Annotated in this window: 21 protein-coding genes; 13 read left to right on the top strand and 8 right to left on the bottom strand. The window is 69.4% G+C overall.

Annotated elements, in window-relative coordinates; genetic code table 11:
* Positions 1-127 precede the first annotated feature (127 nt).
* The gene (locus ACFVXC_RS13875) at positions 128-1,744 is read left to right on the top strand and encodes a FadD3 family acyl-CoA ligase (protein WP_389904961.1); all 1,617 of its coding nucleotides are present in this window, start codon (positions 128-130) and stop codon (positions 1,742-1,744) included.
* Between the two features lie 15 nt (positions 1,745-1,759).
* Here ACFVXC_RS13875 and ACFVXC_RS13870 read toward each other — a convergent pair whose 3' ends face one another.
* Complete coding sequence (locus tag ACFVXC_RS13870; protein ID WP_389904960.1) at positions 1,760-2,140, bottom strand: VOC family protein; 381 nt, start codon at positions 2,138-2,140, stop codon at positions 1,760-1,762.
* 210 nt (positions 2,141-2,350) lie between these two features.
* Between ACFVXC_RS13870 and ACFVXC_RS13865 the strand changes: the two genes are divergently transcribed.
* The 4 genes from ACFVXC_RS13865 (at position 2,351) to ACFVXC_RS13850 (ending at position 8,591) form a co-directional block, all read left to right on the top strand.
* Positions 2,351-2,911: a TetR/AcrR family transcriptional regulator gene (locus ACFVXC_RS13865; RefSeq protein WP_389904958.1), complete on the top strand. Its 561-nt coding sequence runs from the start codon at positions 2,351-2,353 to the stop codon at positions 2,909-2,911.
* 55 nt (positions 2,912-2,966) lie between these two features.
* Complete coding sequence (gene dnaE, locus ACFVXC_RS13860; protein WP_389904956.1) at positions 2,967-6,494, top strand: DNA polymerase III subunit alpha; 3,528 nt, start codon at positions 2,967-2,969, stop codon at positions 6,492-6,494.
* Between the two features lie 99 nt (positions 6,495-6,593).
* Positions 6,594-7,583, top strand: a complete 990-nt coding sequence (locus tag ACFVXC_RS13855) for an alpha/beta fold hydrolase (protein WP_389904954.1) — start codon at positions 6,594-6,596, stop codon at positions 7,581-7,583.
* A gap of 54 nt (positions 7,584-7,637) precedes the next feature.
* Positions 7,638-8,591 carry an endonuclease domain-containing protein gene (locus ACFVXC_RS13850; RefSeq protein WP_389904952.1) on the top strand — a complete coding sequence of 318 codons (954 nt, stop codon included), beginning with the start codon at positions 7,638-7,640 and terminating at the stop codon, positions 8,589-8,591.
* Positions 8,592-8,693: 102 nt separating this feature from the next.
* On the opposite strand, the gene ACFVXC_RS13845 is transcribed toward ACFVXC_RS13850, so the two are convergent.
* Together ACFVXC_RS13845 and ACFVXC_RS13840 are read right to left on the bottom strand one after the other, a co-directional pair.
* The gene (locus tag ACFVXC_RS13845; RefSeq protein WP_389904951.1) at positions 8,694-8,879 is read right to left on the bottom strand and encodes a DUF397 domain-containing protein; all 186 of its coding nucleotides are present in this window, start codon (positions 8,877-8,879) and stop codon (positions 8,694-8,696) included.
* Positions 8,880-8,890: 11 nt separating this feature from the next.
* A complete protein-coding gene (locus tag ACFVXC_RS13840; RefSeq protein WP_389904949.1) occupies positions 8,891-9,763 on the bottom strand; it encodes a helix-turn-helix domain-containing protein in 873 nt (290 codons plus the stop codon).
* 199 nt (positions 9,764-9,962) lie between these two features.
* On the opposite strand from ACFVXC_RS13840, the gene ACFVXC_RS13835 reads away from it, so the two are divergent.
* Positions 9,963-10,433 carry an ATP-binding protein gene (locus tag ACFVXC_RS13835; protein WP_389904947.1) on the top strand — a complete coding sequence of 157 codons (471 nt, stop codon included), beginning with the start codon at positions 9,963-9,965 and terminating at the stop codon, positions 10,431-10,433.
* Here ACFVXC_RS13835 and ACFVXC_RS13830 read toward each other — a convergent pair.
* From ACFVXC_RS13830 to ACFVXC_RS13815, 4 genes are all read right to left on the bottom strand, one after another.
* A complete protein-coding gene (locus ACFVXC_RS13830; protein ID WP_389904946.1) occupies positions 10,430-11,050 on the bottom strand; it encodes a DJ-1/PfpI family protein in 621 nt (206 codons plus the stop codon). The genes ACFVXC_RS13835 and ACFVXC_RS13830 overlap by 4 nt on opposite strands.
* Positions 11,051-11,117: 67 nt before the next feature.
* Positions 11,118-11,321 (bottom strand): hypothetical protein, encoded by a 204-nt coding sequence (locus tag ACFVXC_RS13825; RefSeq protein WP_389904945.1) that lies wholly within the window; start codon positions 11,319-11,321, stop codon positions 11,118-11,120.
* Between the two features lie 251 nt (positions 11,322-11,572).
* Positions 11,573-11,758 (bottom strand): sigma-like protein, encoded by a 186-nt coding sequence (locus tag ACFVXC_RS13820; protein ID WP_389904943.1) that lies wholly within the window; start codon positions 11,756-11,758, stop codon positions 11,573-11,575.
* 245 nt (positions 11,759-12,003) lie between these two features.
* Positions 12,004-14,952: a BTAD domain-containing putative transcriptional regulator gene (locus tag ACFVXC_RS13815; protein WP_389904941.1), complete on the bottom strand. Its 2,949-nt coding sequence runs from the start codon at positions 14,950-14,952 to the stop codon at positions 12,004-12,006.
* A 321-nt stretch (positions 14,953-15,273) separates the two neighbouring features.
* Here ACFVXC_RS13815 and ACFVXC_RS13810 point away from each other — a divergent pair, with 321 nt between their 5' ends.
* The 7 genes from ACFVXC_RS13810 (at position 15,274) to ACFVXC_RS13780 (ending at position 25,046) form a co-directional block, all read left to right on the top strand.
* Positions 15,274-16,500, top strand: a complete 1,227-nt coding sequence (locus ACFVXC_RS13810) for an amidohydrolase family protein (RefSeq protein WP_389905299.1) — start codon at positions 15,274-15,276, stop codon at positions 16,498-16,500.
* Between the two features lie 309 nt (positions 16,501-16,809).
* Positions 16,810-17,769: an LLM class F420-dependent oxidoreductase gene (locus tag ACFVXC_RS13805; protein ID WP_389904939.1), complete on the top strand. Its 960-nt coding sequence runs from the start codon at positions 16,810-16,812 to the stop codon at positions 17,767-17,769.
* A gap of 34 nt (positions 17,770-17,803) precedes the next feature.
* A complete protein-coding gene (locus tag ACFVXC_RS13800; protein WP_389904936.1) occupies positions 17,804-18,589 on the top strand; it encodes an SDR family NAD(P)-dependent oxidoreductase in 786 nt (261 codons plus the stop codon).
* Between the two features lie 122 nt (positions 18,590-18,711).
* On the top strand, positions 18,712-19,845 hold the full coding sequence (locus tag ACFVXC_RS13795) for an LLM class flavin-dependent oxidoreductase (protein ID WP_389904934.1): 1,134 nt from the start codon (positions 18,712-18,714) through the stop codon (positions 19,843-19,845).
* A 123-nt stretch (positions 19,846-19,968) separates the two neighbouring features.
* Positions 19,969-21,708, top strand: a complete 1,740-nt coding sequence (locus ACFVXC_RS13790; protein WP_389904932.1) for an amidohydrolase family protein — start codon at positions 19,969-19,971, stop codon at positions 21,706-21,708.
* Positions 21,705-23,183 (top strand): aldehyde dehydrogenase family protein, encoded by a 1,479-nt coding sequence (locus ACFVXC_RS13785; protein ID WP_389904930.1) that lies wholly within the window; start codon positions 21,705-21,707, stop codon positions 23,181-23,183. The genes ACFVXC_RS13790 and ACFVXC_RS13785 overlap by 4 nt, the downstream gene beginning before the upstream one ends.
* 294 nt (positions 23,184-23,477) lie before the next feature.
* The gene (locus tag ACFVXC_RS13780; protein WP_389904929.1) at positions 23,478-25,046 is read left to right on the top strand and encodes an APC family permease; all 1,569 of its coding nucleotides are present in this window, start codon (positions 23,478-23,480) and stop codon (positions 25,044-25,046) included.
* Between the two features lie 32 nt (positions 25,047-25,078).
* On the opposite strand, the gene ACFVXC_RS13775 is transcribed toward ACFVXC_RS13780, so the two are convergent.
* The gene (locus tag ACFVXC_RS13775) at positions 25,079-26,620 is read right to left on the bottom strand and encodes a CehA/McbA family metallohydrolase (RefSeq protein ID WP_389904928.1); all 1,542 of its coding nucleotides are present in this window, start codon (positions 26,618-26,620) and stop codon (positions 25,079-25,081) included.
* Between the last annotated feature and the right edge of the window lie 75 nt (positions 26,621-26,695).

Here is a 26,695-nt window from a genome sequence, read left to right as displayed (position 1 = left end):
GGCACCTCCGCGAGTGGCGTAGTGGCGAGGTCCGGGGGCTTCGCCATACGTCGTCCCGACTGCTGACAGCGCGTCAGGTTACAGCTAATCTGACGGATAGTCAGCTACTGCGGCGGAGGGGCTTGTGATGCGCGGCGACCTGGAGTGGGGCAGCATCCCGGGACTGGTCCGGGCGGCGTCCGAGCGGTTCGGGGGCCGGGAGGCGGTCGTCGAGGGCCGCACCCGCGTCTCGTACGCCGAGCTCGGCCGACGCGTGGAGAGGGCCGCCGCCGCGTGCATGGCGGCCGGTGTCAACTCCGGTGATCGGGTAGCCGTCTGGGCCCCCAACACCCTGGACTGGATCGTCTCGGCGCTCGGTGCGGTATCGGCGGGCGCGGTCCTCGTCCCCCTGAACACCCGCTTCAAAGGCGCCGAGGCGGCCTACGTACTGCAACGCAGCCGCGCGAAGCTGCTCTTCGTGACCGGCACCTTCCTCGGCACGTCGTACGTCGCGTCACTGCGCCGCGCGGCGGCGGAGGGGCAGGGAAGGGGGAAGGGGAGGGGGCCGCTGCCCGGTCTCCCCGACCTGGAGCAGGTGGTGGTCCTGTCCGACGACGCCCCGGAGGACTTCCGTGCCTGGAAGGACTTCGTGGCCGGTGGTGACGGGGTGAGCGGCCAGGACGTACGGGCACGCGCGGACTCCGTCGAAGGCTCGGCACCCTCGGACATCGTCTACACCTCGGGCACCACGGGGCGCCCCAAGGGCGCTGTGATCACCCACGCCCAGACCCTGCGCTGCTACGGCATCTGGAGCGAACTCGCGGGCCTGTGCGAAGGCGACCGCTATCTGATCGTCAACCCGTTCTTCCACACCTTCGGCTACAAGGCGGGGATCATCGCCTGCCTGATGCGCGGCGCGACGATGGTCCCGCAGCCGGTCTTCAACGTGGACACGGTCCTCGCGAACGTGGCGGCGGAACGGATCTCCGTCCTCCCCGGCCCCCCGACCCTCCACCAGTCCCTCCTCGACCACCCGGCCCGCGACCAGCACGACCTGTCGGCCCTGCGTCTGGTGGTGACGGGTGCGGCGGTGGTCCCGCTGCGACTGGTCGAGCGCCTGCGCACCGAACTGCACATCGCCACGGTCCTGACGGCGTACGGCCTCTCGGAGGCGAGCGGCATCGTCACGATGTGCCACCAGTCGGACACCGCGCGGACCATCGCCTCCACTTCGGGCCGGGCCATCCCGGACACGGAGGTGCGGGTGGTGAGCCCCGGCGGCGAGGAGCTCTCACCGGGCCACCCCGGCGAGATCCTCGTACGCGGACACAACGTCATGCAGGGCTACTTCGAGGACCCGGCGGAGACGAAGAAGGCGCTCACGCCGGGCGGCTGGCTGCGGACGGGTGATGTCGGGGTCCTCGACGAACTGGGCAACCTCCGGATCACGGACCGCATCAAGGACATGTTCATCGTCGGCGGGTTCAACGCCTACCCCGCCGAGATAGAGCAGCTGATCGGCGTTCATCCGCAGGTCGCGGACGTGGCGGTGATCGGCGTCCCGGATCCGCGGCTCGGCGAGGTGGGCAAGGCGTACGTGGTGCGCCGCCCGGGGGCGGTCCTCACCTCCGACGACCTGATCGCGTGGTCACGCCGCGAAATGGCGAACTACAAGGTCCCCAGGGAGATCGAGTTCGTGGCGGACCTCCCGCGGAACGCGAGCGGCAAGGTCCTCAAGCGCGAACTGCGCGGCCGACCGGCGTAGCTGGCCGCCCGCCGGCTACTCGGTCGCCGCGCGCTCGCCCGCGCTGCGCTCGACGCAGAACTCGTTGCCCTCCAGGTCGCTGAGGGTGACCCAGCCGAGCCCGCCGGGCTTCCGGTGGTCCTCCACGAGCTTGGCGCCGAGCCCGATGACCCGCTCGACCTCCTCGTCACGGGTGCGGTCCTGCGGCTGAAGATCGACGTGCAGCCGGTTCTTGACGCTCTTGGCGTCGGGCACGGTCACGAAGAGCAGGGAGATGCCCTCGGCGGTGACCAGGGCTTCCGGATCGCCGGGGAAGTCGTCGTCGGCGATCTTCCCGCCGAGCACTTCGGCCCAGAAAGCGGCCTGACGGTAGGCGTCGGAACAGTCGAACGTGAGGTGGCGCACAAGAGTGGTCATGCGCGGCACTATCTGCGAGCAACGCCCGGGCTGTCCAACCAGTTTCCGCCGTCGGCCGACGGGCCACACCTTCCGGCCACGCCTGCCGCCACCCTTCCGGCCACACCGCCTGAACGAACAATCCGAGCATCCGATCTGAACGAGCGTTCTGTACGGGCGTCCTGAACGACCGTTCTGAACGGACGTTCAAGTCTGTTGTACGGTGGACCCATGGGACACCGAGAACAGCTGATGACCGGCGCCAAGCGATGCCTCCAGGAGCGGGGGTACGCCCGTACGACCTCCCGGGACATCGCGGCAGCCGCGAACAACGCCCCCGTCGGAACGATCAACTACCACTACGGCTCCAAGGAGGCGCTGCTCAACGCCGCCCTCTTGGAGACCCTCACGGAGTGGGGCACGGCGATCATGGACAGCCCGTCGGAGCGGCCCGAGCCCCTGCGGCAGATGTGGGCCCGCATCATCGACTCCCAGGCCGGCGACCGCCCCATGCTGGTCGCGAGCACCGAGGCCTTCGCGCAGGCCGAGCGCGCCCCCGAGATCCGCGAGCAGATCGCCGCCGCCTACGAGCGCGCACGCCCCGAGATGGCCGCCCACCTGCACGGCATCGACGCCGCCGATGACCCGGACACGGCCCGCGCGGTCGGCTCGGTCCACATGGCTCTGGTGGCCGGCCTGACCCAGCAGTGGCTGATCGACCCCGACCACGCGCCGTCGGCCCACGAGATGGCGGTCGGCCTGCGCGTCATCGCCCGACGGCTCGACGAGTAAGCCGGGTCGGCCACGACCGCCGACTGACTGATCGCCCGACTGACCGACCACGGGAGTGGAAGTGCCGAAGCCCTTCACCCACCTGCACGTCCACACCCAGTACTCACTCCTCGACGGCGCCGCCCGCCTCGGCGACATGTTCAAGGCGTGCGCCGACATGGGCATGTCGCACATCGCGATGACGGACCACGGCAATCTGCACGGCGCGTACGACTTCTTCCACCAGGCACGGGGCGCGGGCGTCACGCCGATCATCGGCATCGAGGCGTACGTAGCCCCGGAGTCCCGCCGCGACAAGCGGAAGGTGAGGTGGGGCAAGGCGCACCAGAGGCGCGACGACGTCTCCGGCTCCGGTGGCTACACCCACAAGACGCTCTGGGCAGCCGACAGGACCGGCTTGCACAACCTCTTCCGCCTTTCCTCGGACGCGTATGCCGAAGGCTGGCTCCAGAAGTGGCCGCGCATGGACAAGGAGACGATCTCCCAGTGGTCACAGGGGCTCATCGCCTCCACCGGATGCCCCTCCGGAGAGCTCCAGACCCGCCTGCGCCTCGGCCAGTTCGACGAGGCGCTGACCGCCGCGTCCGAATACCAGGACATCTTCGGCAAGGGCCGCTATTTCCTGGAACTGATGGACCACGGCATCGAGATCGAAAGCCGGGTCCGTGACGACCTCCTGGAAATCGGCAGGAAACTGGCGATCCCGCCCCTGGTCACGAACGACTCGCACTACACGTACGCCCACGAGTCGACCGCCCATGACGCCCTGCTCTGCATCCAGACGGGCAAGAACCTCTCCGACCCCGACCGTTTCCGATTCGACGGGACCGGCTATCACCTGAAGTCCACAGAAGAGATGTACGCCATCGACTCATCGGACGCCTGGCAGCAGGGCTGCGCCAACACCCTCCTGGTCGCCGAGCAGATCGACACCACCGGAATGTTCGAGAAGCGCGACCTCATGCCCAGGTTCGACGTGCCGGAGGGCTACACGGAAGTCAGCTGGTTCCGGGAGGAGGTGGCCACGGGAATGCGGCGGCGCTTTCCCGAGGGGGTGGGGGAGGATTACGCGCGGCAGGCGGAGTACGAGATGGACATCATCATCCAGATGGGATTTCCCGGATACTTCCTCGTGGTGGCCGACTTCATCATGTGGGCGAAGAGCAACGGCATCGCGGTGGGCCCGGGACGCGGCTCGGCGGCCGGTTCGCTCGTCTCGTACGCGATGGGAATCACGGACCTGGACCCCCTCACCCACGGCCTCATCTTCGAGCGTTTCCTGAATCCCGAGCGCGTCTCGATGCCGGACGTCGACATCGACTTCGACGAGCGCAGGCGCGTGGAAGTGATCCGCTATGTGACCGAGAAGTACGGCGCCGACAAGGTCGCCATGATCGGCACGTACGGAAAGATCAAGGCGAAGAACGCCATCAAGGACTCCGCGCGCGTGCTCGGATATCCGTACGCGATGGGCGACCGCCTCACCAAAGCGATGCCACCGGACGCGGGCGGAAAGGGAATTGAACTCGCGGGCATCACGGATCCCGCCCACCCCCGCCACGGCGAGGCGGGCGAGATCCGTGGAATGTACGAGAACGAACCCGACGTGCGGAAGGTCATCGACACCGCGAAGGGCGTCGAGGGCCTGGTCCGGCAGATGGGCGTGCACGCGGCCGGCGTCATCATGTCCAGCGAGACGATCACCGACCATGTTCCGGTATGGGTGCGGCACAGCGACGGCGTGACGATCACGCAGTGGGACTATCCGCAGTGCGAGTCGCTCGGCCTGCTCAAGATGGACTTCCTGGGCCTGCGAAACCTCACCATCATGGACGACGCGGTAAAGATGGTGGCGGCGAACAAGAACATGCAACTCGACCTGCTCACCCTTCCTCTCGACGATTCCCGCACCTTCGAACTCTTCGGGCGCGGAGACACGCTGGGTGTGTTCCAGTTCGACGGCGGCCCGATGCGTTCGTTGCTGCGGCTGATGAAGCCGGACGAATTCGAGGACATCACGGCGGTATCGGCGCTCTACCGCCCCGGCCCGATGGGCATGAACACCCACACGAATTACGCGCTGCGGAAGATCGGCCAGCAGGAGATCGCCCCCCTTCACCCGGAGGTGGAGGAGCCCCTGCGCGATGTGCTCGGCCTGACGTACGGCCTGGTCGTCTACCAGGAGCAGGTGCAGAAGGCGGCCCAGGTGCTCGCGGGCTACACACTGGGCCAGGCCGATCTGCTGCGCCGTGCGATGGGAAAGAAGAAGAAGGAGGTCCTGGACAAGGAGTTCATTCCTTTCCGGGACGGCTGCCGGGAGCGGGGATATGGCGACGAGGCGATCCAGGCGGTCTGGGACGTCCTTGTCCCGTTCGCGGGATACGCGTTCAACAAGGCGCATGCGGCGGCGTACGCACTGGTCTCGTACTGGACCGCGTATCTGAAGGCGAATCACCCGGCCGAGTACATGGCCGCCGTGCTGACCTCCGTCCGTGACGACAAGGACAAGTCGGCGGTCTATCTCAACGAGTGCCGCCGGATGGGGATCAGGGTCCTGCCGCCGGACGTGAACGCCTCGGTGGCGAACTTCGCGGCGCAGGGCGACGACGTCATTCTCTTCGGCCTGACGGCGGTGCGGAATGTCGGCGTGCAGGTGGTCGATTCGATCGTCAAGTGCCGGGAGGAGAAAGGGAAGTACGAGTCCTTCCCGGACTACTTGGAGAAGGTGGACGCGACCGCGTGCAACAAGCGGACGACCGAATCCCTCATCAAGGCGGGGGCGTTCGACGAGATGGGCCACACGCGCAAGGGGCTGACTGCCTGCTACGAACCCCTGATCGACGACGTCGTACAGGTGAAGCGCAAGGAGGCGGAGGGGCAGTTCGACCTCTTCGGCGGGGAGGGGGAAGCGGCCGGGCCTGGGGTCGGCCTCGACGTCGAGTTCCCCTCCGAGGAGTGGGAGAAGACGTACCTCCTCGCCCAGGAGCGGGAGATGCTCGGCCTCTACGTCTCCGACCACCCCCTGTTCGGCATCGAGCACGTCCTCGCCGCCAAGGCCGACGCGGCGATCGCGAGCCTGACCGGGGGAGAGCACGCGGACGGCGCGGTGGTGACGATCGGCGGGATCATCTCCGGCCTCCAGCGCAAGGTGACGAAGCAGGGAAACGCGTGGGCGGTGGCCACGGTGGAGGACTTGGCGGGGTCGCTGGAGTGCCTGTTCTTCCCGGCGACGTACCAGCTCCTGGCCACCCAGCTGGTGGAGGACACGGTGGTCTTCGTGAAGGGCCGCCTCGACAAGCGGGAGGACGTCCCGCGTCTGGTGGGCATGGAACTCTCGGTACCGGACCTCTCGCGCGCGGCGGCGGACGCGCCCGTACTCCTCGACATGCACGGGCCCCAGGTGACCCCGCACGCGGTCGCCCGGCTCAAGGAGATCCTCCGCTCGCACCCGGGCCCCACGGAGGTACGGCTGAGGGTGCGGGGCAGAGAGCGGACGACGGTGTACCGGCTGGGGTTCCGGGTCACGGTCCGCCCGGAGTTCTGGGCGGATCTCAAGGCGGCGGTGGTGGTGGCGCGGGGGTGAGCGACCCGTCTTTGCCGAGTCGGCAAAGTTCCTCGCGGGCAGCGGAGGCGTGGGCCCAGGATCATGGCGTAGGACGTATCCACTGATCCGGGAGGAAACATGCCGCACCCCACTCAGCACCACCGACTGGTGGACGTCCCTGGAGGCGGCCGGATCCATCTGGTGGAGCAGGGCACGGGCCCGCTGGTCCTCCTGGTCCACGGCTTCCCGGAGTCCTGGTACTCATGGCGCCACCAGCTCCCTGTCCTCGCCGAGGCGGGCTACCGCGCGGTCGCGATCGACGTGCGCGGATACGGCCGCTCGTCGAAGCCGCGTGAGGTGGACGCGTACCGGATGCTGGCGCACGTCGCCGACAACGTGGGTGTCGTACGTGCCCTGGGCGCGGAGACCGCGACGATCGTCGGCCACGACTGGGGCTCGGGCATCGCGGCGAACTCGGCGCTGCTCAGGCCCGATGTCTTCACGGCGGTGGGCCTGCTGAGCGTTCCGTACGCGCCCCGGAACGGATTCCGCCCCTCGGACGCCTTCGCCATGATCGGCGGCCCCGACGAGGAGTTCTACGTCAGCTACTTCCAGGAGCAGGGGAGGGCGGAGGCGGAGATCGAGCCGGATGTGCGGGGTTGGCTCGCGGGCTTCTACGCGGGCGTGTCGGCGGACACGATGCCGCCGCCGGACGCCCCGAGCCTGCACTTCGTGCCCAGGGGCGGACGGATGTCGGACCGTTTCGCGCCGGAATCGGGCCTCCCCTCCTGGCTGACCGAGGACGATCTCGACGTCTACGCGGCCGAGTTCGAGCGCACGGGCCTGACCGGCGCGCTCAACCGCTACCGGAACGTCGACCGCGACTGGGAGGACCTGGCGGCATGGGACGGAGCCCCGATCACCCAGCCGTCCCTGTTCATCGGCGGCGACCAGGACGCGTCGACGACATGGATGGCCGACGCGATCAAGGCGTACCCGGAGACCCTGCCCGGCCTGGTGTCCTCGCACATCATCGAGGGCTGCGGCCACTGGGTGCAGCAGGAGCGCGCCTTCGAGGTGAACCGGCTTCTGGTGGACTGGCTGGGGGCGTTCCACTCGGCGGCGTGAGGGCGGTTATCCACAGGCCGCACGGGACGGACTCCGTTGCGGGAGCCTTGCGGGATGGGGGAAACACGAGAGCCGCGACCACAGCGGCAACCGCCGGAACCGCCGGAACCGCCGGAACTGCGGGAACTGGCCGTCGGGGGCGTGCTGCTCGCGCGCCGGGCCATGGACGCCGGGTGGCCCCGGAACAAGCTGTTCCGGAGGCTGACCGGCGAGGGATGGACGCGGATCCCGGGTGGCGCCTGGGCAGAGCCGGGACGCGTCGTGGATCTGTCGCTCTGCCTGAGGGCGGGGCAGCTCGCCATACCGGGTCTCGTGGCGAGCCATACGGCGGCGGCGTCGCTCTGGGACATCGAAGTACTGCGGGTGGAACCGGAGTTCACCGACCTCCGCCGGTCGCGGCGCCGTACCGGGGCCCGTACGCACTGGCTGGCGCTGCCACCGCAGGACATCGCCGTGAGGAGAGAGCTGCGAGTGACGACGGTAGCGCGCACGCTGGCGGACCTGCTGCGGGCCGGGCCCAGGGACGAGGCGCTCGTGGCCGTCGACTCGTCGCTGACCTGGCGGACGCTCGGGCGCACCCGGCGACGTCCGCTGATCGGCACGGCCGCCATCGCGTCAGCCCTGGACGCTCCACTACCGGGCGCCGTCCGGGCGCGCCGCCGCCTGCTGCTGGCCGACCCCCGCGCGGGATCGCCGGCGGAGACGATGGCGAGGCTGCGGATGCACGACGCGGGCCTTCACCCCTCCACCCAGGTGGAACTCCTGACCCCGAACGGCCGCCGCTGCCGCCCCGACTTCCTCTTCAGGGAGGAGGGCGTGGTCGTAGAGATCGAGGGCTACGCCTACCACGGCTCACGAGAGGCCCACCGCCGCGACTTGGCCCGCTACAACGACCTCGCGGCATGCCCCGAGGTGCGGGTGGTGCTGCGGTTCGGGGCGGAGGAGGTATTCCGAACGCCGGAGAGCTTCATCGCGAAGATCAAGTCAACACTGGCGCCGTGCCGGTAGGCCGATGGGGGGGATTGCAGAAAAGTCCCGCTGAAACGGCTCCTGCGGGGCCTTTTGGAGGGACTTTTCTGCAACGCACACGGCGTATGCGATCCCGGGCGGTTAGGTCGTGGTCGTCCGTATGTGGCGTATCAGGGCGGCGAGGCTCTCGGGGGAGGGGGACAGGGCTTGGGTGGGGGTGTCGCTTTCGCGGAGGTGGAGGGTGCCTCGTGCGGCGCCGATCTCGACGCAGTTGGCGCCGTCTCCGCCGCCGGAGAATGAGGACTTCTGCCACGTGATCGTCGTCATGTCCGAGCGCCTCAGGCTTCCTTGGTAAGCCGGTGGATGAGCTCTCTCGACACTACTTCGTCGAGTGCCGCGCCCTTCACCTTGCTGAACAGGGCGCGATACCGGCTGAGCTGTGACTCGCCGTCCAGAAAGGCCACTCCGTGTACGGAGTCCAACAGCACGGTGTCGAGCTGCGGAACCGGGCCGCCCGCATGCAGCATCGGGTAGCCGACACCGGCGAAGCCGTCCACGTCGAACGGGATGACGCGCACGGTGATGCCTGGTCGCTGCGTCATCTCGAGGATATGAAGCAACTGCCGCCGTGCGACAGCGCGGTTGGCCACGCGGATGCGTAGCGCGGCTTCGTGGATCACGGCCTCGTACGGTGGGGCCTCGGCACCATCGAGGACTGACTGGCGGCGCAGTCGGTAGTCCACACGAGCTTCCAGTTCCTTCGTGGGAAACTCCGGTACCGAATAGGCGAAGATCGCCCGCACCTGTTCCTCGGTCTGCAACAACCCCGGCACGTGCGCGATCTCGATGGTGTGCAAGTACCGGGCGTTTCGTTCCAGTTCGGCGAGATCCAAGAACCCTGGCGGTAGTAGTTCCCGGTACTCCTCCCACCAGCCGTTCGCACGCTCGGCCGCCATGGCTGCCAGCGCTTCCACCAGGGCGGCGTCGTCACAGGCGTACTGGCTGGCGAAGTGGCGTACGCGATCCGGGCTCACCCCGACGCGTGCCGATTCGGTGTTGGACAACTTCGCCTGGGCGATGCCCAGCGCACGGGCCCCTTCCTGGACGGACAGGTCTGCCCGTTCCCGGAGCTTGCGCAGCTCGGCCGCCAGTCGCACTTGTCTGGCCGTGATCACCTTTCGCGCTGGCATCTGCCCCTGCTCTCCCGTCATTTGATGACCAGGGCAGTTTACGCGAGCGACTTGACCAGGGTCATAAATTACCCCTACCGTCAGTGACTAGAAGTGCACGCTACGAAGTTCCGGGGAGTCCGGAAGCGCACCGCCCTGCCATGCCACGGCGGGTGCGGCATGCCACCGAGCCCGACCGCGCAGCGAGCCCAAAAATCCGTTACTCCAAGGGGAGTTGCGCATGCCCAGAATCAGTGATGCCGCGCCGGGCGGACAAGGCGAACCGTGGGAGTACACCCTCTACGCCCCCCACGACCTCCGCGCCGTCACCATCTGCCGCCGCACCCTTCGCCTCATCCTCAACGCCCACGGACTGCCCCACCTCGCAGAAGCCGCCGAACTCCTGGCCACCGAGCTGGTCAGCAACGCCTTACGCCACACGAAAGGCCCCGCGGCTCTGCGCCTGCGCTGGGCCGGTTGCGTCCTCCGGATCGGCGTATGGGACGCCGACCCCACACCGCCGATGCCGCCCCTGTGTATCGCCGACCCGGAAGCCGAGGAGGGGCGGGGTCTGGCCCTCATCGAGTCCTGCTCCGACGGCTGGGGCTGGTACCCGCTCGCGAAGAGCGGGGACACCGGCAAGTACGTCTGGTGCGAACTGACCGCTGCGGCACTGCGGCCCTGGCCACGTCCTAGCGTCCTGGACGGCTAGGACACGCTCTGCGCCCGGAACTTCTCCACCAGCGCGGCCGGGGCCTTCTCCGGGGAGCCCGCGTCGTACGGCGGCTGGGGGTCGTACTCGATGAGCAGTTGTACGGTCTGCGCGTGCTCGTCCCCCGCGATCTTCCCGGCGAGGGTGAGGCCCATGTCGATACCGGCGGAGACGCCCGCGCCGGTGACGTACTTACCGTCGAAGACGACGCGCTCTCCCGTGGAATCGACCCCGAACTGCTTGATCTGCTCCAGCGCCAGCCAGTGGGACGTGGCGCGGCGGCCCTTGAGCAGGCCTGCTGCCGCGAGGAGCAGGGAGCCGGTGCAGACGGAGGTCGTCCAGGTGGTGTGCGCGTCGACGGCACGGAGCCAGCTGAGTACGGCCTCGTTCGCCAGGTCGGGCTCCGGGCCGCCGGGTACGACGACGATGTCCGGGCTGCTGACCTCGGCGAGCGACTTCGTGGCGACGAGGGAGAGCGTGCGGGTGTCGTCGAGGACGGGACCGGCCTGCTCGGCCACGAACACGACTTCGGCGTCGGGGAGACCGGCGAGGGTCTGGAAGGGGCCTACCGCGTCGAGGACGGTGAACTTGTCGTAGAGGAGGATCGCTATCTGCATGCGCCGATTCTTTCGGCGTCCACGGATGTCAGCAAGGACGAATAGCCCACCTTTACTGCCACCCCGGTCAGTCCTGCGGACTGCCCGGGGCGTGGTGGTCGCCGAGCGGGGTGATCGGGGTCTCGTGGTCGTCGATCGGGTTCCCGGGGGTGTGGTGGTCGCCGAGCGGGCCGACCGGGGTGTGGCTGTCGGCAAGTGCCGGGCTCGCCGCGCCGGCCGTGGCGGCGGCCGCGATGGCCAGAGTGACGAGGACCTTGTTGGCGCGAGTCATTGCGGCTCCTTCTGAGCAAGATGCGGATGCGGATACAGATACAGATACAGATGCGGATGTGGCATGGGGGTGTGGATGTGGATGGCACGTGGTGCTGGTGGCAGAGGCGGCGGATGTGCGCGCGTGGTGGTCCGAGAGTTCCTCGGACGATTCCGCCGCCGTTCTGCCTGAACCAGGCTCCGGACATGCGTCGACCGCGGTGGCTTCCCCTCCGCGCCACCGCGGTCGACCCCCCGTCAGGATGAAAGTCTTCAGTCCTTCGCCGGTGGGGCGGGGCTGTGGTGGTCGCCCTGCGTGGTGACCACGCCGTCGGCGGGCGGCGCCGGGCTGTGGTGGTCGCCCATCGTGGTGATGGCGCCGTCGGCGGGCGGGGCGGGGCTGTGGTGGTCGCCCTGCGTGGTTATCCCGTCCTTCTTCTTCTTCGCTGCGTCGCTCATGCTGTCAACTCCTGAGGTGTCGGCGGCGGGCAACTATATAGAACGCCCCTGTCCGGCGACTCCCCCGAGGACCGCCGGACAGGGGGCGGGCGGAGCACTCACCCGAGAGGTGAGGCTCCCGGCGACCCGTCTGCCCCCCGACGCGACGGATCGACTGCACTCAGAATGCAGGGTGGGCATAAACGATTGATGAACGTCGCCGACGCACCGCTGATACGCCTCCGATGCGACGCCGACGCGCTGGGTCAGGCCGCGGGGAGCGGCGCCAGGAGCTTTCGCACCGCGTCCGCCTCGGCTGCTCCGCACTGTTCGTACAGTGACAGGGACTCGTGCCAGCACGCTCGCGCCCGATCCGTCTGGCCGAGGCGGCTCAGCGCCTTGCCCAGCGTCGTCAGGACGTGCGCGCGCGTCCGGTCGCCGCCGATGCAGCCGATGGCGAGGGCCTGTTCCGCGTGCTGGGCCGCCTGCGCCGAGCTCTCGGCCGACAGATGGGCCTGGGCGATGCGGAAGTGCGCTGTGCCCTCCCAGAGGCGCTGCCTGTTCGTCTCGAACTTGTGCAGGGCCTCGCCGAGCTGTTCCATCGCCTCGGCGTGGCGCCCGGCCTGGGTCAGCGCTATTCCCAGCGCGTACTGGGCGTTGGCCAGGCGCAGGGTGTGTCCTATGCGGTCGTAGATGTCGATGCCCTGCTGGGCGAGGTCTATGGCGCGTGAGGTGTGCCCCATGAACAGGTGCATGCGGGAGAGATTGCACAGGGCGCTCGCCTCGTTCGGGCGGCTCTTGTCCGCCCGGGCGCCGTCTATCGCACGGAGGAGATGCTCGTCGGCGTCCGCGTACCGCCCCTGGTTGAGGGCGATGATGCCTCGGTCGTTCGATGCCCAGTAGACCGGAGTCGGGTCGCCCGCCGCCGTCGCGAGCAGCGCGGCCAGGCGGGCTTCCTCGTCCGCGATGTCATAACGCCCCGCCACCAGATGGACGTTGGTGATCGTCGTGCGGGCGCGCGCCTCGGTGCGGGTGTCACCGGCGCTCTGGGCCGCGTCGCGCGCGGACAGCGCGACAGCCTCGTACTGCTTGGAGTTGGCACCGGACTCCGCGAGGTCCTGCGAGGCCCAGAGCAGGTCGACCGCGCGCCGCAGGCTCGTGCCCTTCGAAGCCTGCTGCGCACAGGCCAGCAGGCAGTTCGCCTCGGTGTAGAGCCAGCCCAGTGCTTTGTGCCGGTCGTCGAACGAGAGACCGGCGTACGCGGTGGGGGCCAAGTGATCCACGAGACGGTCACCCGGCCGCTCAAGGGCGTACACCCCTGCCGCCGTCGCCAGATAGAAGTCCAGCAACCGCGACAGGGCTTCTTCCCGCTCGGCGGGCGGCAGTTCCCGCTCGGCGCACGCACGCGCGTAGAGCCGGACGAGGTCGTGGTAGCGGTAGCGGCCGGGTGCCGCCGACTCGACCAGGGACGTGTCGACCAGCATCTCAAGGAGGTCTTCCGTCTCCTCGACGGGGAGGTCAAGTACCGCCGCCGCCGCGGCCAGGGACAGGTCGGGGCCGTCCGCGAGGCCGAGGAGGCGGAACGCCCGGGCCTGCGCCGGCTCCAGCTGGCCGTAGCCCAGTTCGAACGTCGCCTTGACCGCGAGGTCGCCCGCCTGGAGTTCGTCCAGGCGGCGCCGCTCGTCCGCCAGCTTGGCGGCGAGCGTGGAGACCGTCCAGGTGCGGCGGGCCGCGAGGCGCGACGCCGCGATACGGATGGCGAGGGGCAAGAAGCCGCACGCCGCCACCACGTCGAGAGCGGCCTTGCGCTCCGACTGGACCCGCTCCTCGCCGACGATCCGGGTGAAGAGGAGGAGGGCCTCCTCGGGGGACATCACGTCCAGGTCCACCAGGTGCGCCCCGGCGAGGTCCACCATCCGGATGCGGCTCGTCACGAGCGCCGCGCAGCCCTCCATGCCGGGGAGCAGGGGACGTACCTGGGCCGCGTCACGCGCGTTGTCCAGGACGACGAGGACCCTGCGGCCGTCCAGAACCGAACGGTAGAGGGCCGCCCTCTCCTCCAGGGAGTCCGGGATCGCCGAGTCGGCGGTCCCCAGGGCCCGCAGGAACGCGCCGAGGACCGTCTCCGGCTCCGCCGCACGCGCGCCCGCTCCCTGCAGGTCCACGTACAGCTGGCCGTCGGGGAAGTGCGTCCGTGCCACGTGCGCCACATGGACGGCGAGCGTCGTCTTGCCCACGCCCCCGATGCCCGCGAGCGCCGAGACCGCCATCACCCGGCCCTCCGCCGCGGACAGGATGTCGCTCAGTTCGGATACGAAGGAGGCTCGGCCCGTGAAGTCCGGGACCGTCGCCGGGAGCTGCGCGGGGCGCACCACCGCCGCGGCCGGTTCCGGAGTCGCCGCCGACGGCTCGGCGAGGGCCGGGTCCGCCTGGAGGATCCGCTGCTGGAGTTCCTTCAGGCCGGGGCGCGGGTCCACCCCCAGTTCGTCGTCGAGCAGGCGACGGGTGTCCGCGTAGACCGCGAGGGCTTCCGCCTGGCGTCCGCTGCGGTAAAGGGCCAGCATCAGCAGCTCGCGCAGGCGTTCGCGCAGGGGGTGCGCCGCCGTGAGGGCGGTGAGTTCCGAGACGGCCTCGGCGTGGCAGCCGACCTCCAGGTCCATGTCCAGGCGGGATTCGAGGAGCTGGAGGCGCCACTCGTCGAGGCGGGTGCGCTCCGTCTCCGCGTACGGCCCGGGGATGTTGGCCAGGGGTTCGCCGTCCCAGAGGCCGAGCGCCTTGTTGACCAGGGAGCGCGCCTGGCAGAGGTCACCGACCCCGCGCGCCTTCTCCGCCTCAGCCGACAGGTCCTCCGCGAGCGCCAGGTCGAGGGCGCCTTCGCTCACCGCGATCGCGTAGCCGCCCGACTCGCTGACCAGGACACCGGCGGGCAGGACCTTGCGCAGCCGTGACGCGTACGTACGCACTGCGGCGAGCGCCTGCGAGGGCGGTTCGTCACCCCAGAGGGCGTCGATCAGTTCGTGTGACGTCGCCGTGCGGCCGGCCCGCAGGAGGAGCGCCGCGAGCAGGGCGCGCTGCTGCGGAGAGCCCATGGGCAGCTGATCGGCGCCGTGCCATGCGCGTACGGGGCCGAGCACGCTGAAGTGCGGTCTCAATTCCTCGGGGGCGTTCCCCGGGGCCGGACGCCGCTGGTCCGGTACTCGCGGTACACCGTCCATCGCTCCCCCTGCTGCCCTGCCGTGCGCGGCCGTCGCGCCGTGCCTGGTCCTGCGTCGCGGGTCTGCCCTGCCCGCGATTGTCGCTCTTTGCCTGGATTCCGTATTCCACCGGCACTTGCTGCCCGCCAGTTTGCCTTGTTCATAGCGGATGCGTCAGCTGTGGGAGACGGCTCTCACAGGGTCCACGCACTCTGGCGTCCGGGCCCGGCCCGTGCGAGGACGGCCGGAGCTCCGTCGATATACGGGTGACGAAGACCTGACGAAGAGCTGACGGGTCGTCAGATCGGCGCTACCGTGGAGCCCATGGAGACCACTGAGACCTTGCCGACGTTCCCGAGGATCATCTCGGTGGACGACCACACCGTCGAACCCGCCCACGTCTGGCGGGACCGCCTCCCGTCGAAGTACCGCGACAGCGGGCCGCGCGTCGTCCGGGCGCCCCTGAAGTCGATGAGCTTCCTGGGTGGGAAGTTCGCCCCCGTGATGGGGGCGAAGGGGGACGAAGGGCCCATAGGTGACTGGTGGATCTACGAAGATCTGCACCGGCCCCTCACCCGCCTCGACACCTCCGTCGGGTACGCCAGGGACGAGATCAAGCTTGAGGTCATCACGTACGAGCAGATGCGCCCGGGGTCCTTCAGCGTGCCCGACCGCCTCGCCGACATGGACATCAACCACGTCCAGTCCGCCCTCTGCTTCCCGACCTTCCCCCGCTTCTGCGGGCAGACGTTCACCGAGGCGAAGGACCGCGAACTCGGCCTGCTCGGCGTACAGGCCTACAACGACTGGATGGTGGACGAGTGGTGCGGGCCCGAGGCGAACGGCCGTCTCATCCCCCTCACCCTCATTCCGCTCTGGGACGCGGAGCTGGCCGCCGCCGAGGTCCGCCGCAACGCCGCCCGCGGCGTACGTGCCGTCGCCTTCTCCGAGATACCGCCCCACCTGGGCCTTCCCTCCATCCACACGGACGAGTGGGACCCCTTCCTGCGGGCCTGCGACGAGACCGGCACCGTCATCGCCATGCACATCGGGTCGAGCAGCAAGATGCCGTCGACCTCCGCCGACGCGCCGCCCGCCGTCGGGTCCACCATCACCTTCGCCAACTGCTGCTTCTCGATGGTCGACTGGCTGATGAGCGGCAAGTTCGAGCGCTTCCCGAACCTCAAGATCATGTACGCCGAGGGGCAGATCGGCTGGATTCCGTACATCCTGGAGCGCGCGGACGTGGTCTGGGAGGAGAACCGGGGCTGGGGCGGGGTCGCCGACAAGGTGCACCGGCCGCCGTCCGAGCTCTTCACCGAGCACGTCTACGGGTGCTTCTTCGATGACGCCTTCGGGCTGAAGAACCTCGACGCGATCGGCGTCGGGAACGTCCTGTACGAGACCGACTACCCGCACTCCGACTCGACCTGGCCCAAGTCCAGGGAGGTCGGCGAGGACCAGATGGGGCACCTGGCTCCGGACGTGGTCGACCGGATCGTACGGGGCAACGCGATCGAGTTGCTCGGGCTCACGGGTGAGGGGCTGTGGGCGGGGCCCGGGGCGTAGCCGGTCAGCGAAGGGGCCCGCGTCCGTGCGGGCCCCTGGATGTCAGTTGTCGTGGTTGATGAGTTCCACGCACGCCTTCACACCGGGGCCCTTGTAGCGGGCGCACGGCGGGCCGGAGGTGAAGATGCCGGCCCTTCGCGGGCCCGGCCCGGACAGCACTCGCAGTCCCGGCCGACACATCGCCAACGGGAGCGCGACCGAGGCGGACAGTCGTCTCCGACCCCTTGCCTGACGGTGCGTCAGCTACGACGATGAGTCCCGTCGCCGTATGTGACAGATCGTCAGATCAAGGTGAGGGGTCGGGTTCCCATGGCTGTCAACGCGCTGGCGCACATCTTCCTGCAAGGGCGACTGGTCTACGGGATGCAGCTCCCGATCCAGTCGCAGAGCGTCATCTACGCGGAGGCGTGGGAGGCGGACGCCACCACCGACGACCTCGCCGAGATCGCCCGCACCGCGGACCGTGGCGGCTTCGCCTACATCGCGAGCTGTGATCACGTGGCCATTCCGCGGCGGCTCGCCGACACCATGAGCACCGTCTGGTACGACCCGGTGGCCACCCTCTCCTTCCTCGCCGGGATCACCGAGAACGTACGGCTCATGAGCCATGTCGCCGTCGTCGGCCTCCGGCATCCGCTCGTCAGCGCCAAGCAGTACGCCACCCTGGATCGGCTCAGCGGCGGGCGGCTGATCCTCGGGGTCGGGGCCGGGCACGTGCAGGAGGAGTTCGACGCCGTCGGGGCCGACTTCGAGCGGCGCGGGCCCGTGCTCGACGAGACCGTCGACGCGCTCATCGCGGCGCTCGGCCCCGAGGAGTACCCCGAACACCACGGCGAGCACTACGACTTCAGCGGCCTCGGCCAGCGTCCCCGCCCCATGCAGGAGCGCGTCCCCATCTGGGTGGGCGGCTCGTCGCCCGCCGCCGTCCGCAGGGCCGCCGTCCGCGGTGACGGATGGCTGCCGCAGGGCGACCCGCGCGACAAGCTGCCCGCGCAGATCGCCAGGCTCAAGCGGCTGCGCGAGGAGGCGGGCGTGCCGGAGCCGATCGTCGTGGGGGCGATCGCCGAGCCCCTGTACGTGGGGGAGCCCGGCTGGTCCGTGGGGCGGCGCACCCTCAGCGGGAAGCCGGACGCTCTCGCGGAGTCGCTGCGCGCGTACGGGGCGATGGGGGTGCAGCAGATACAGGTGTGCTTCCGCAGCCGCAGCCGTACCGAACTCACCGACCAGATGGCGGCGTTCGCCGCCGAAGTCGCCCCGCACCTCAACTGAGACCTCTCTGAAGACATCACTCAAGGAGACTCGTATGGGCAAGCTGGACGGGCGCGTCGTCATCGTCACCGGGGCGGCGCGCGGGCAGGGCGAACAGGAGGCGCGGCTCTTCGCCGCCGAGGGGGCGCGGGTCGTCATCGCCGACGTGCTCGACGAGCAGGGCGAGGCCCTCGCCAAGGAGCTCGGCGGCGACGTGGCCAGGTTCGTGCACCTCGACGTCGGCCGGGAAGCCGACTGGGAGGCGGCGGCCGGCGCAGCGAAGGACGCCTTCGGGAAGATCGACGGCCTGGTCAACAACGCCGGGATCCTGCGCTTCAACGAGCTCCTCAGCACCCCGCTCGAAGAGTTCCAACAGATCATCCAGGTCAACCAGATCGGCTGCTTCCTCGGCATCCGCACCGTGGCGCCCGAGATCGCCGCCGCCGGCGGCGGGACCATCGTGAACACCGCCTCGTACGCCGCGATGACGGGCATGGCCTACGTCGGCGCGTACGCCGCGACCAAGCACGCCATCCTCGGGCTCACACGCGTCGCCGCGCTCGAACTCGCCGACAGGAACATCCGCGTCAACGCCGTCTGCCCGGGGGCCGTCGACACCCCGATGACCAACCCCGCACAGCTCGACCCGACCGCCGACCCCACCGAGGCGGGGGAGGCCGTCGCCGAGCTCTACAAGAAGCTCGTGCCGCTCGGGCGGATCGGCAGGCCCGAGGAGGTGGCCGCCCTCGCGCTCTTCCTGACCGGCGGCGACTCGGCCTACATCACCGGGCAGCCGTTCGTCATAGACGGGGGATGGCTCGCGGGCGTCAGCATCGTCTGACGCGGCGTCAGTAAGGGCGGCCCCGGGTATTGACGGTCATTGCGGCCGGTGGAACAGTCGTCGCATCACAATCTGACGGTTCGTCAGAAACTCGAAGATACTCACGAGGATGGTGAACCTCCTTGGAATTCGGTCTCTTTGTACAGGGATACGTGCCCGCCAAGCGGGCCAAGGTCGACCCCGAAGCGGAGCACAAGGCGCTCATCGAGGAGACCGAGTACGTCATCCAGGCGGACAAGTCCGGCTTCAAGTACGCCTGGGCGTCCGAGCACCACTTCCTGGAGGAGTACTCCCACCTCTCCGCCAACGACGTCTTCCTCGGCTACCTCGCCCACGCGACCGACCGCATCCACCTGGGCTCCGGCATCTTCAACCCGCTCGCCCCGGTGAACCATCCGGTCAAGGTCGCCGAGAAGGTCGCCATGCTCGACCACCTCTCGGAAGGCCGCTTCGAGTTCGGCTCGGGGCGCGGCGCCGGGTCGCACGAGATATTGGGCTTCATGCCGGGCATCACCGACATGAACCACACCAAGGAACTCTGGGAAGAGACCATCGCCGAGTTCCCCAAGATGTGGCTCCAGGACGAGTACGTGGGCTTCCAGGGCAAGCACTGGTCGCTGCCGCCCCGCAAGATCCTGCCCAAGCCGTACGGGAAGTCGCACCCGGCCATGTGGTACGCCGCCGGGTCCCCCCCTTCGTATGCGATGGCGGGCAAGAAGGGGCTCGGGGTACTGGGCTTCAGCGTGCAGAAGGTATCCGACATGGAGTGGGTCCTGGAGTCGTACAAGACGGCCGTGAAGGACGCCGAACCCGTCGGTGCCTTCGTCAACGACAACGTCATGGTGACCTCGACCGCGATCTGCGCGGAGACGCACAAGAAGGCCGTCGAGATCGCCGTCGGCGGCGGCCTCAACTACCTCCAGTCGCTGCTCTTCCGCTACCACGACACCTTCCCGCGCCCCGAGGGCATCCCCGAGTGGCCCGAGCTGCTCCCCGAGTACAGCGAGGAGATCATCGAGCTGCTCATCGCCGAGGAGCTGATGATCTGCGGCGACCCGGACGAGGTGCTCACGCAGTGCAAGCGGTGGGAGCAGGCCGGTGCCGACCAGCTCAGCTTCGGGCTTCCGATCGGGATCTCGCCCGAGGACACGAAGAACACGATCAAGCTGATCGGTGAGCACGTGATTCCGAAGATCGACACGGATCCCGTGCACCGCACCACGCGTATGCGCGGCGCGGGTGCCTCCGGCGGTTGAGCCGCCCCACTCGCTGCCCCGGCCTTCCCTTCCCGGACGGAGGTCGGGGCACCCTTTTTCGCCCTTCGGGCGATCTCTCTCCCACCCATCCACCCGATTGCCCCGAAGGGGGACGTCCACGCCATGCTCGACCACCTCATCAAGGGCGCGACCGTAGTAGACGGGACCGGCGCCCCCGCGTTCACCGCCGACGTAGGCATCCGGGACGGCCGCATAGCCGTCATCGCCGAACCCGGAACCCTCACCGAGCAGGCCACGACCAGCGAAGACGCCCAGGGACGCATCCTCGCCCCCGGGTTCGTCGACCCGCACACCCACTACGACGCCCAGCTCTTCTGGGACCCGTACGCGACCCCGTCCCTGAACCACGGCGTCACCACCGTCGCGGGCGGCAACTGCGGTTTCACCCTTGCTCCGTTGAACGCCGACCGGCCCGAGGACGCCGACTACACGCGGCGGATGATGTCCAAGGTCGAGGGCATGTCGCTGGTGGCCCTGGAAGAGGGGGCGCCCTGGTCGTGGAGCTCGTTCGGCGAGTATCTGGACGCCCTGGACGGGCGCGTCGCCGTCAACGCGGGCTTCATGGTGGGGCATTGCGCACTGCGGCGGTACGTCATGGGCGCGGACGCGGTCGGCGGGCAGCCGACCCCCGAGCAGCTCGACCAGATGCTTCGGCTCTTCCACGACGCGATGGACGCCGGCGCCTGGGGGCTCTCCACCACGCAGTCGTCCACACACTCGGACGGCGACGGACAGCCCGTGGCCTCCCGGCACGCGAAGCCCGACGAGCTGATCGCGCTCAGCCGGGCCGTGGCCGAGCACGAGGGCACACAGCTGGAGGCCATCGTCGCCGGGTGCCTCGATCAGTTCAGCGACGAGGAGATCGATCTCTTCGTGGAGATGAGCGCCGCCGCGGGACGCCCGCTCAACTGGAACGTCCTCACCATCGACTCCGCCGTCCCCGAACGCGTACCGCGCCAGCTGACCGCCAGCGACCGCGCCCGCAAGGCCGGTGGCCGGATCGTGGCCCTGACGATGCCGATCCTCACCCCCATGAACATGTCGCTCGGCACCTTCTGCGCGCTGAACCTGATACCCGGCTGGGGCGACGTGCTCGGACTCCCCGTTCCCGAGCGTGTCGCCAAGCTGCGCGACCCGGACGTCAGGGGCGAGATGCTGCGGCACGCCGCGAGCAAGGAGGCCGGAGTCTTCCGGCGCCTCTCGAACTTCGACCGGTACGTCATCGGGGACACCTACTCCAAGGAGAACGAAGGCCTCACCGGGCGCGTCGTCGGCGACATCGCCGCCGAGCGCGGCCAGGAGGCCTTCCAGTGCCTCGTAGAGATCTGCGCCAACGACGATCTGCGTACGGTCCTGTGGCCCATGCCCTCCGACAACGACCCCGACTCATGGGCCCTGCGCCAGGAGGCGTGGCAGCACGAGGACGTCATGCTGGGCGGCTCCGACGCGGGCGCGCACCTGGACCGGATGTGCGGAGCCCCCTACACGACCCGGTTCATCGGGGACTGCCTGCGCGGACGGAAGCTGGTCGCCCTCGAACAGGCGGTCAAGATGCTCACCGACGACCCCGCGCGGCTCTTCGGTCTTCGGGAGCGGGGCCGTATCGAGGAGGGCTTCCACGCCGACCTCGTCCTCTTCGACCCCGAGCGCATCGACGCGGGCAAGGCCACGCTGGTGCACGACCTGCCGGGCGACAGCCCGCGCCTGGACTCGAAGGCGATCGGCGTCAACGCCGTCTGGGTCAACGGAGTCGAAACCATCCGCGAGGACACGGTGACGGGCGCGACGCCCGGCACGGTGCTGCGTTCGGGCCGGGACACCAGGACGGTGAGCACGAAGTGAGCCCTGAACCACCGGAGCAGCAGCGCCTTTTCATCGGCGGCGAGTGGGTCGAGCCCGACGGCGGTCACTATGAAGTGATCAACCCGGCCACCGAGGGTGTCGTCGGACTCGCCCCCGAGGCGAGCCGCGAGCAGGTGCACGCGGCGGCGGGGGCGGCCCGCGACGCCTTCGGTGCCTGGTCGCGTACGACACCCGAGGAGCGGGCCACCGTCCTGGACCGGGCGGCGGAGATCATGCGGCGCGACTTCGCCTCGTTCGCGGAACTCGCCCAGGCGGAGAGCGGCGCGACGGCCGGGACGGCGCGCGGGATGCAGGTCGCGGTGTCGGTGGCGCGCTTCAAGCGGTACGCGAAAGGTGCCCTTGAGCCCGTCGAGTCCGCCCTTCCTCCGCAGATCAGCGAGGCGGGCCCGATGGGGAAGGCGGGTGTCCTCGGTGCGCTCGCCGTCCGCCAGCCGGTGGGCGTCGTCACCTGCGTCACCTCGTACAACAACCCCTGGGCCAACCCGGCGGGCAAGGTGGCACCCGCCCTGGCCATGGGCAACACGGTGGTCGTGAAGCCCGCCCCGCAGGACCCGCTGTCGGTGTACCGGATGGCGGCGGCCCTTGAGGAGGCCGGGGCGCCCCCGGGCGTGGTGAACGTGGTGAGCGGCGCGCGCCCGGAGGTGGGCGAGGCGGCCGTGGACTCGCCCGACGTCGACATGGTGAGCTTCACGGGCTCGACGTCGGTGGGGCAGCGGATCGCCGAGGTGTGCGGTCGCGACATGAAACGCCAGCTGATGGAGCTGGGCGGCAAGGGCGCGGCGCTCGTCTTCGAGGACGCGGACCTGGACTCGGCGGTGGCGGGCATCGGGACGACGTACGCCTTCTACAGCGGACAGATCTGCACCGCCCCGACGCGGGTGATCGCGCACCGCGCGATCTACGACGACCTGATCGAGAAGCTGACGGGCTACATCGGCTTCATGAAGGTCGGTGATCCGCTGGAGAAGGGGACGATCGTCGGCCCGGTGATCTCGGCGGCGCACCGCGACCGTATCGAGTCGTACGTGGAGCTCGGCCGGAAGGAAGGCGCGCGTGTCGTCGCGGGCGGCGAGCGCCCGGCGGGCCCCGGCCTCGACCACGGCTTCTACGTCGCCCCGACGCTGCTCGCGGACTGCACGAACGACATGAGGGTGGTCCGCGAGGAGATCTTCGGCCCGGTCGTCGTGGTGGTCCCCTTCGAGGAGGAAGAGGAGGGCATCGCGCTGGCCAACGACAGCGACTACGGCCTCATCGACTACGTCTGGTCGGGCGACGTGGCCCGCGCCTTCCGGGTCGCGCGGCGGCTGCGCGCGGGCGGGGTCGGCGTGAACACGATCGGCCGGAACATGGAGGCGCCGTTCGGTGGGTTCAAGAAGAGCGGGGTCGGCCGGGACGTGGGTTCGTACGCGCTGCACGCGTACAGCGAGCTGCAGTCGATCGTGTGGCCGGGGTGATGGGGCCGGGGTGACGCGACCGGCGTGACGCGGCCCGGGTGACGGGAGCGGGCCGATGTCCGTCATGTGGAACGCGGGAGGACGCGAGGGAAAATTTTGAACCAGGACAAAGCGGACAGTGCTGCGGTTCCCGCATATCGGACGGTCTGGCGTTTGCCTGGTAATAGGTAACCGTCTCGGTGATCGATTCCAGTAATCAATGGGAGTTGCCCCAATTCATCCATCGATTGCAAGCAAATCGATCCGGATGCTGATCCTCCGCATGTGGAAACCGCAGCCCTTAACGTCCTGTTCATGACCCAGTTGGACGATCGGCTCCAGGCGCCCCGGGCCGGAGACACGGCAGGCGGCGCCCCCGACGGGGGCGTACGCGCCAAAGGCCTCGGCGGGAACTCCGTCGGCCTCATGGGCAGTGCCGTCATCGGCATCTCCACCGTCGCCCCCGTCTACTGCCTGACGTCGACCCTCGGCTCCACGGCCGGCGAGGTCGGCCTCGCCATGCCCGCCGTCTTCCTCGCGGGCTTCCTGCCGATGCTCCTGGTGGCCTTCGCCTACCGTGAGCTCAACAAGGCCATGCCGGACTGCGGCACCTCGTTCACCTGGACGGTCAAGGCCTTCGGCCCCCGGATCGGCTGGATGTGCGGCTGGGGTCTGGTCATCGCCACGATCATCGTCCTGTCCAATCTGGCGGGCGTGGCGACCTCGTACTTCTGGCTCCTGGCCGGTGAGATCACGGGCAACGACTCCGTGGCGGCCCTGGACGACGACAAGGCCGTCCACATCCTCACCTGCCTCGCCCTGATCGCGGCCGCGACGGCCATCAGCTATCGGGGGATGACGGCCACCAAGGGCGTGCAGTACGCGCTGGTGGGGCTTCAGCTGGCCGTCCTCGCGATCTTCGTCGTGATGGCGTTCCAGAAGGCGGGCAGCGCGCAGTTCCCGCTGTCGCAGGACTTCTCCTGGTCATGGCTGAACCCGTTCGCCGTGAAGTCGTTCTCCTCCTTCACCGCGGGCCTCTCGCTCGCCATCTTCATCTACTGGGGCTGGGACGCCTGCCTGGCGGCGAACGAGGAGACGACCGGCAGCGACAAGACCCCCGGCCGCGCCGCGCTGATCGCGATGGTCGTCCTGGTCGGCTCCTACCTCGCGACGGCCGTCGCCGCGCAGATGGTGGTGGGCGCGGGCACCAAGGGCCTCGGCCTCGCCAACCCCGACACCTCCGACAACGTCTTCGCCGTCCTCGCGGGCCCCGTGATGGGCCCGACGCTCGGCATCCTGCTCTTCGTCGCGGTCCTCGCGTCGGCGGCGGCGAGCCTGCAGACGACGTTCATCCCGGTGGCCCGCACGGTCCTCGCCATGTCCGCGTACGAGGCACTCCCGCCGTCGTTCGCACGCGTCCACCCGCGCTTCAAGACGCCGGGCCGCGCGACGGTCACCGCGGGCGTCGCGACCGCCGTCTTCTACACGGTCATGACGCTGGTCTCCGAGCACGTCCTGGTCGACACGATCTACGCGCTCGGTCTCATGATCTGCTTCTACTACGCGCTCACGGCCTTCGCCTGCGTCTGGTACTTCCGCCGCGATCTCCTCGGCTCCGTCCGCGACTTCGTCTTCAAGGGCCTGCTTCCGGTCCTCGGCGGCGTCCTCCTGACCGGCGTCTTCGCCAAGACCCTCATCGACATGTGGAACCCCGCCTACGGCAGCGGCTCCTCCGTCCTCGGCGTCGGCTCGGTCTTCGTGATCGGCGTGGGCCTGCTGCTCCTCGGCGTGGTGATCATGCTGGTGATGGGCCGCACGAGCCCGGCGTTCTTCCGGGGCGAGGTCCTGAAGCGGGACACTCCGACGCTGGTCGTCGCGGACTGACCCGCTCCAGAACGCGCTCCGGCCCTGCGGAGCTACCCGCGGCCCAGGAACACCGGGTTCGTGAAGGCGGCAAGGGCGCCCGGCAGACCCGTCACCGTCGGCGCGTGGCGGACCTCGGCCCGTACGTACGCCGCGTACGAAGGCGTCGTCCGCCACTGAGCCGTACCGGCGCCGGATTCGGGCAGCGCGGGGCCCGTGAAGAGGATGCCCTGGTCCGTCACGAAGCGGATCGTGCAGCCGGGCGCGCCGGTGACGTCGAGGCGGACGGTCACCGGGGCGTCCTGCTCGACGTAGAGGCGGTCGCCGATGCCCGCCTGCTTGCCCTTGCCGCCGGTGGCCGTGAACTCGACCGCGACGTTCTTGGACTCGGCGACATAGCTGTGGCCCGCGCGGATGCCCGCCTGGATGGCGTCGCGGGACAGGGAGTCCGCGAGGACCACCGTCTGCGGGGTGCCGACGGGGTCCGGGTCGCGGTGGGCGTCGCTGTTGCCCATGGCCGGGATCCACGGCTTCCGGCCGCGCACGGACGCGACGAGCGTGCCGTCCCACTCGGCGAGGGACACCTCGTCGTCCGGCGTGTACGCGCCGTTCCACACCTCCACCGCGTCCGCTTCCCCGAAGCCGAACTTCCAGTTGCAGCCGATGCAGGTGCCGTGCGGATGAGCGGGGACGACGAGGCCGCCCGCGTCACGGACCTCGCGGGCGAACTTGCCGAAGCGGTTGTCGCGGGCGCGGTAACGCCAGTCGATGAACGTGCCGGGGTCCGTGCCGAGGGCGACCACGTGGCCGTTGCGCGTGGTCACCTCCTCGCCCAGCATGATCAGCAGGTCGTCCCCGGCCTGGTCGGCCCAGTGGGGGTGCGAGGAGTACGTGTTGTGGTCGGAGGTGTTGATGAAGTCGAGGCCCGCAGCGCGGGCGAGGGCCGCGATCTCGGCCGGGGTGCGCCTGCCGTCCGAGTGCCAGGAGTGGAGGTGGCAGTCGCCGCGGTACCAGGCGCGGCCACGCCCCTTCGCCCGCTCCGGCGGGTAGACGGGCCTGGGCGTCCTGCCGGGCGCCCCGTACTTGAGCGTGATCGTGACCTCGTAGGGCAGGCCCTGGGGGGCGACGGTGTACGGGCCGAGCGCGATGTTCCAGGTGCCCGCCTTGACCGGGCCCGGGATGTAGCCGGGAGTGGCGTCGTCGGCGCGGATGAAGAACTCCGTGCGCGCGCCGCCCGACCAGCCCCTGAAGCCCTTGCCGCCGAGTGCCGTGCCGCGCTGGTCGAAGACGCCGATGTCGAGCGCGTTGCCCTGCGTGCCCGCCGGGACGGTGACCTTCTCGTAGGTGTACGCGACGTGGATCTCCCGTACCCCCTCCGGGACTTCGACCGGCAGATACACGAAGTCGGGCGACCCGGTGGGCAAGGTCCCGCGCACCACTTTGGTCTCGTCGTCACTTCCGGATGCACGCCCCGAGGCGCTCGCGAAGCTCACGCTGTTCAACGTAAGCGCGGCGGCGGCTCCCGTCACGAGCAGACCGCGCCGGTTCAGCGGCGTGTTGGCGGCTCTGGCCGGGCGGTGTTCGTCCTCGCACATGTGGCGGCTCCCCAGGGTGTCGGAAGGGACTGCAGGGCAACCCTGGTATTGAGCCGTGAACTGGGGCGCAAGGGA

The sequence above is a fragment of the Streptomyces sp. NPDC058257 genome (assembly GCF_042881845.1).
Taxonomy (GTDB): Bacteria; Actinomycetota; Actinomycetes; order Streptomycetales; family Streptomycetaceae; genus Streptomyces.
This window is presented reverse-complemented; position numbering and strand designations above follow the sequence as displayed.

Coding starts and splice junctions, on each gene's coding strand:
- ACFVXC_RS13800 (WP_389904936.1), top strand. CDS start 17,804: ATGGGCAAGCTGGACGGGCGCGTCGTCATCGTCACCGGGGCGGCGCGC.
- ACFVXC_RS13865 (WP_389904958.1), top strand. CDS start 2,351: ATGGGACACCGAGAACAGCTGATGACCGGCGCCAAGCGATGCCTCCAG.
- ACFVXC_RS13820 (WP_389904943.1), bottom strand. CDS start 11,758: ATGAGCGACGCAGCGAAGAAGAAGAAGGACGGGATAACCACGCAGGGC.
- ACFVXC_RS13830 (WP_389904946.1), bottom strand. CDS start 11,050: ATGCAGATAGCGATCCTCCTCTACGACAAGTTCACCGTCCTCGACGCG.
- ACFVXC_RS13845 (WP_389904951.1), bottom strand. CDS start 8,879: ATGACGACGATCACGTGGCAGAAGTCCTCATTCTCCGGCGGCGGAGAC.
- ACFVXC_RS13825 (WP_389904945.1), bottom strand. CDS start 11,321: ATGACTCGCGCCAACAAGGTCCTCGTCACTCTGGCCATCGCGGCCGCC.
- ACFVXC_RS13790 (WP_389904932.1), top strand. CDS start 19,969: ATGCTCGACCACCTCATCAAGGGCGCGACCGTAGTAGACGGGACCGGC.
- ACFVXC_RS13815 (WP_389904941.1), bottom strand. CDS start 14,952: ATGGACGGTGTACCGCGAGTACCGGACCAGCGGCGTCCGGCCCCGGGG.
- ACFVXC_RS13855 (WP_389904954.1), top strand. CDS start 6,594: ATGCCGCACCCCACTCAGCACCACCGACTGGTGGACGTCCCTGGAGGC.
- ACFVXC_RS13835 (WP_389904947.1), top strand. CDS start 9,963: ATGCCCAGAATCAGTGATGCCGCGCCGGGCGGACAAGGCGAACCGTGG.
- ACFVXC_RS13875 (WP_389904961.1), top strand. CDS start 128: ATGCGCGGCGACCTGGAGTGGGGCAGCATCCCGGGACTGGTCCGGGCG.
- ACFVXC_RS13805 (WP_389904939.1), top strand. CDS start 16,810: ATGGCTGTCAACGCGCTGGCGCACATCTTCCTGCAAGGGCGACTGGTC.
- ACFVXC_RS13780 (WP_389904929.1), top strand. CDS start 23,478: ATGACCCAGTTGGACGATCGGCTCCAGGCGCCCCGGGCCGGAGACACG.
- ACFVXC_RS13850 (WP_389904952.1), top strand. CDS start 7,638: ATGGGGGAAACACGAGAGCCGCGACCACAGCGGCAACCGCCGGAACCG.
- ACFVXC_RS13775 (WP_389904928.1), bottom strand. CDS start 26,620: ATGTGCGAGGACGAACACCGCCCGGCCAGAGCCGCCAACACGCCGCTG.
- ACFVXC_RS13840 (WP_389904949.1), bottom strand. CDS start 9,763: ATGACGGGAGAGCAGGGGCAGATGCCAGCGCGAAAGGTGATCACGGCC.
- ACFVXC_RS13870 (WP_389904960.1), bottom strand. CDS start 2,140: ATGACCACTCTTGTGCGCCACCTCACGTTCGACTGTTCCGACGCCTAC.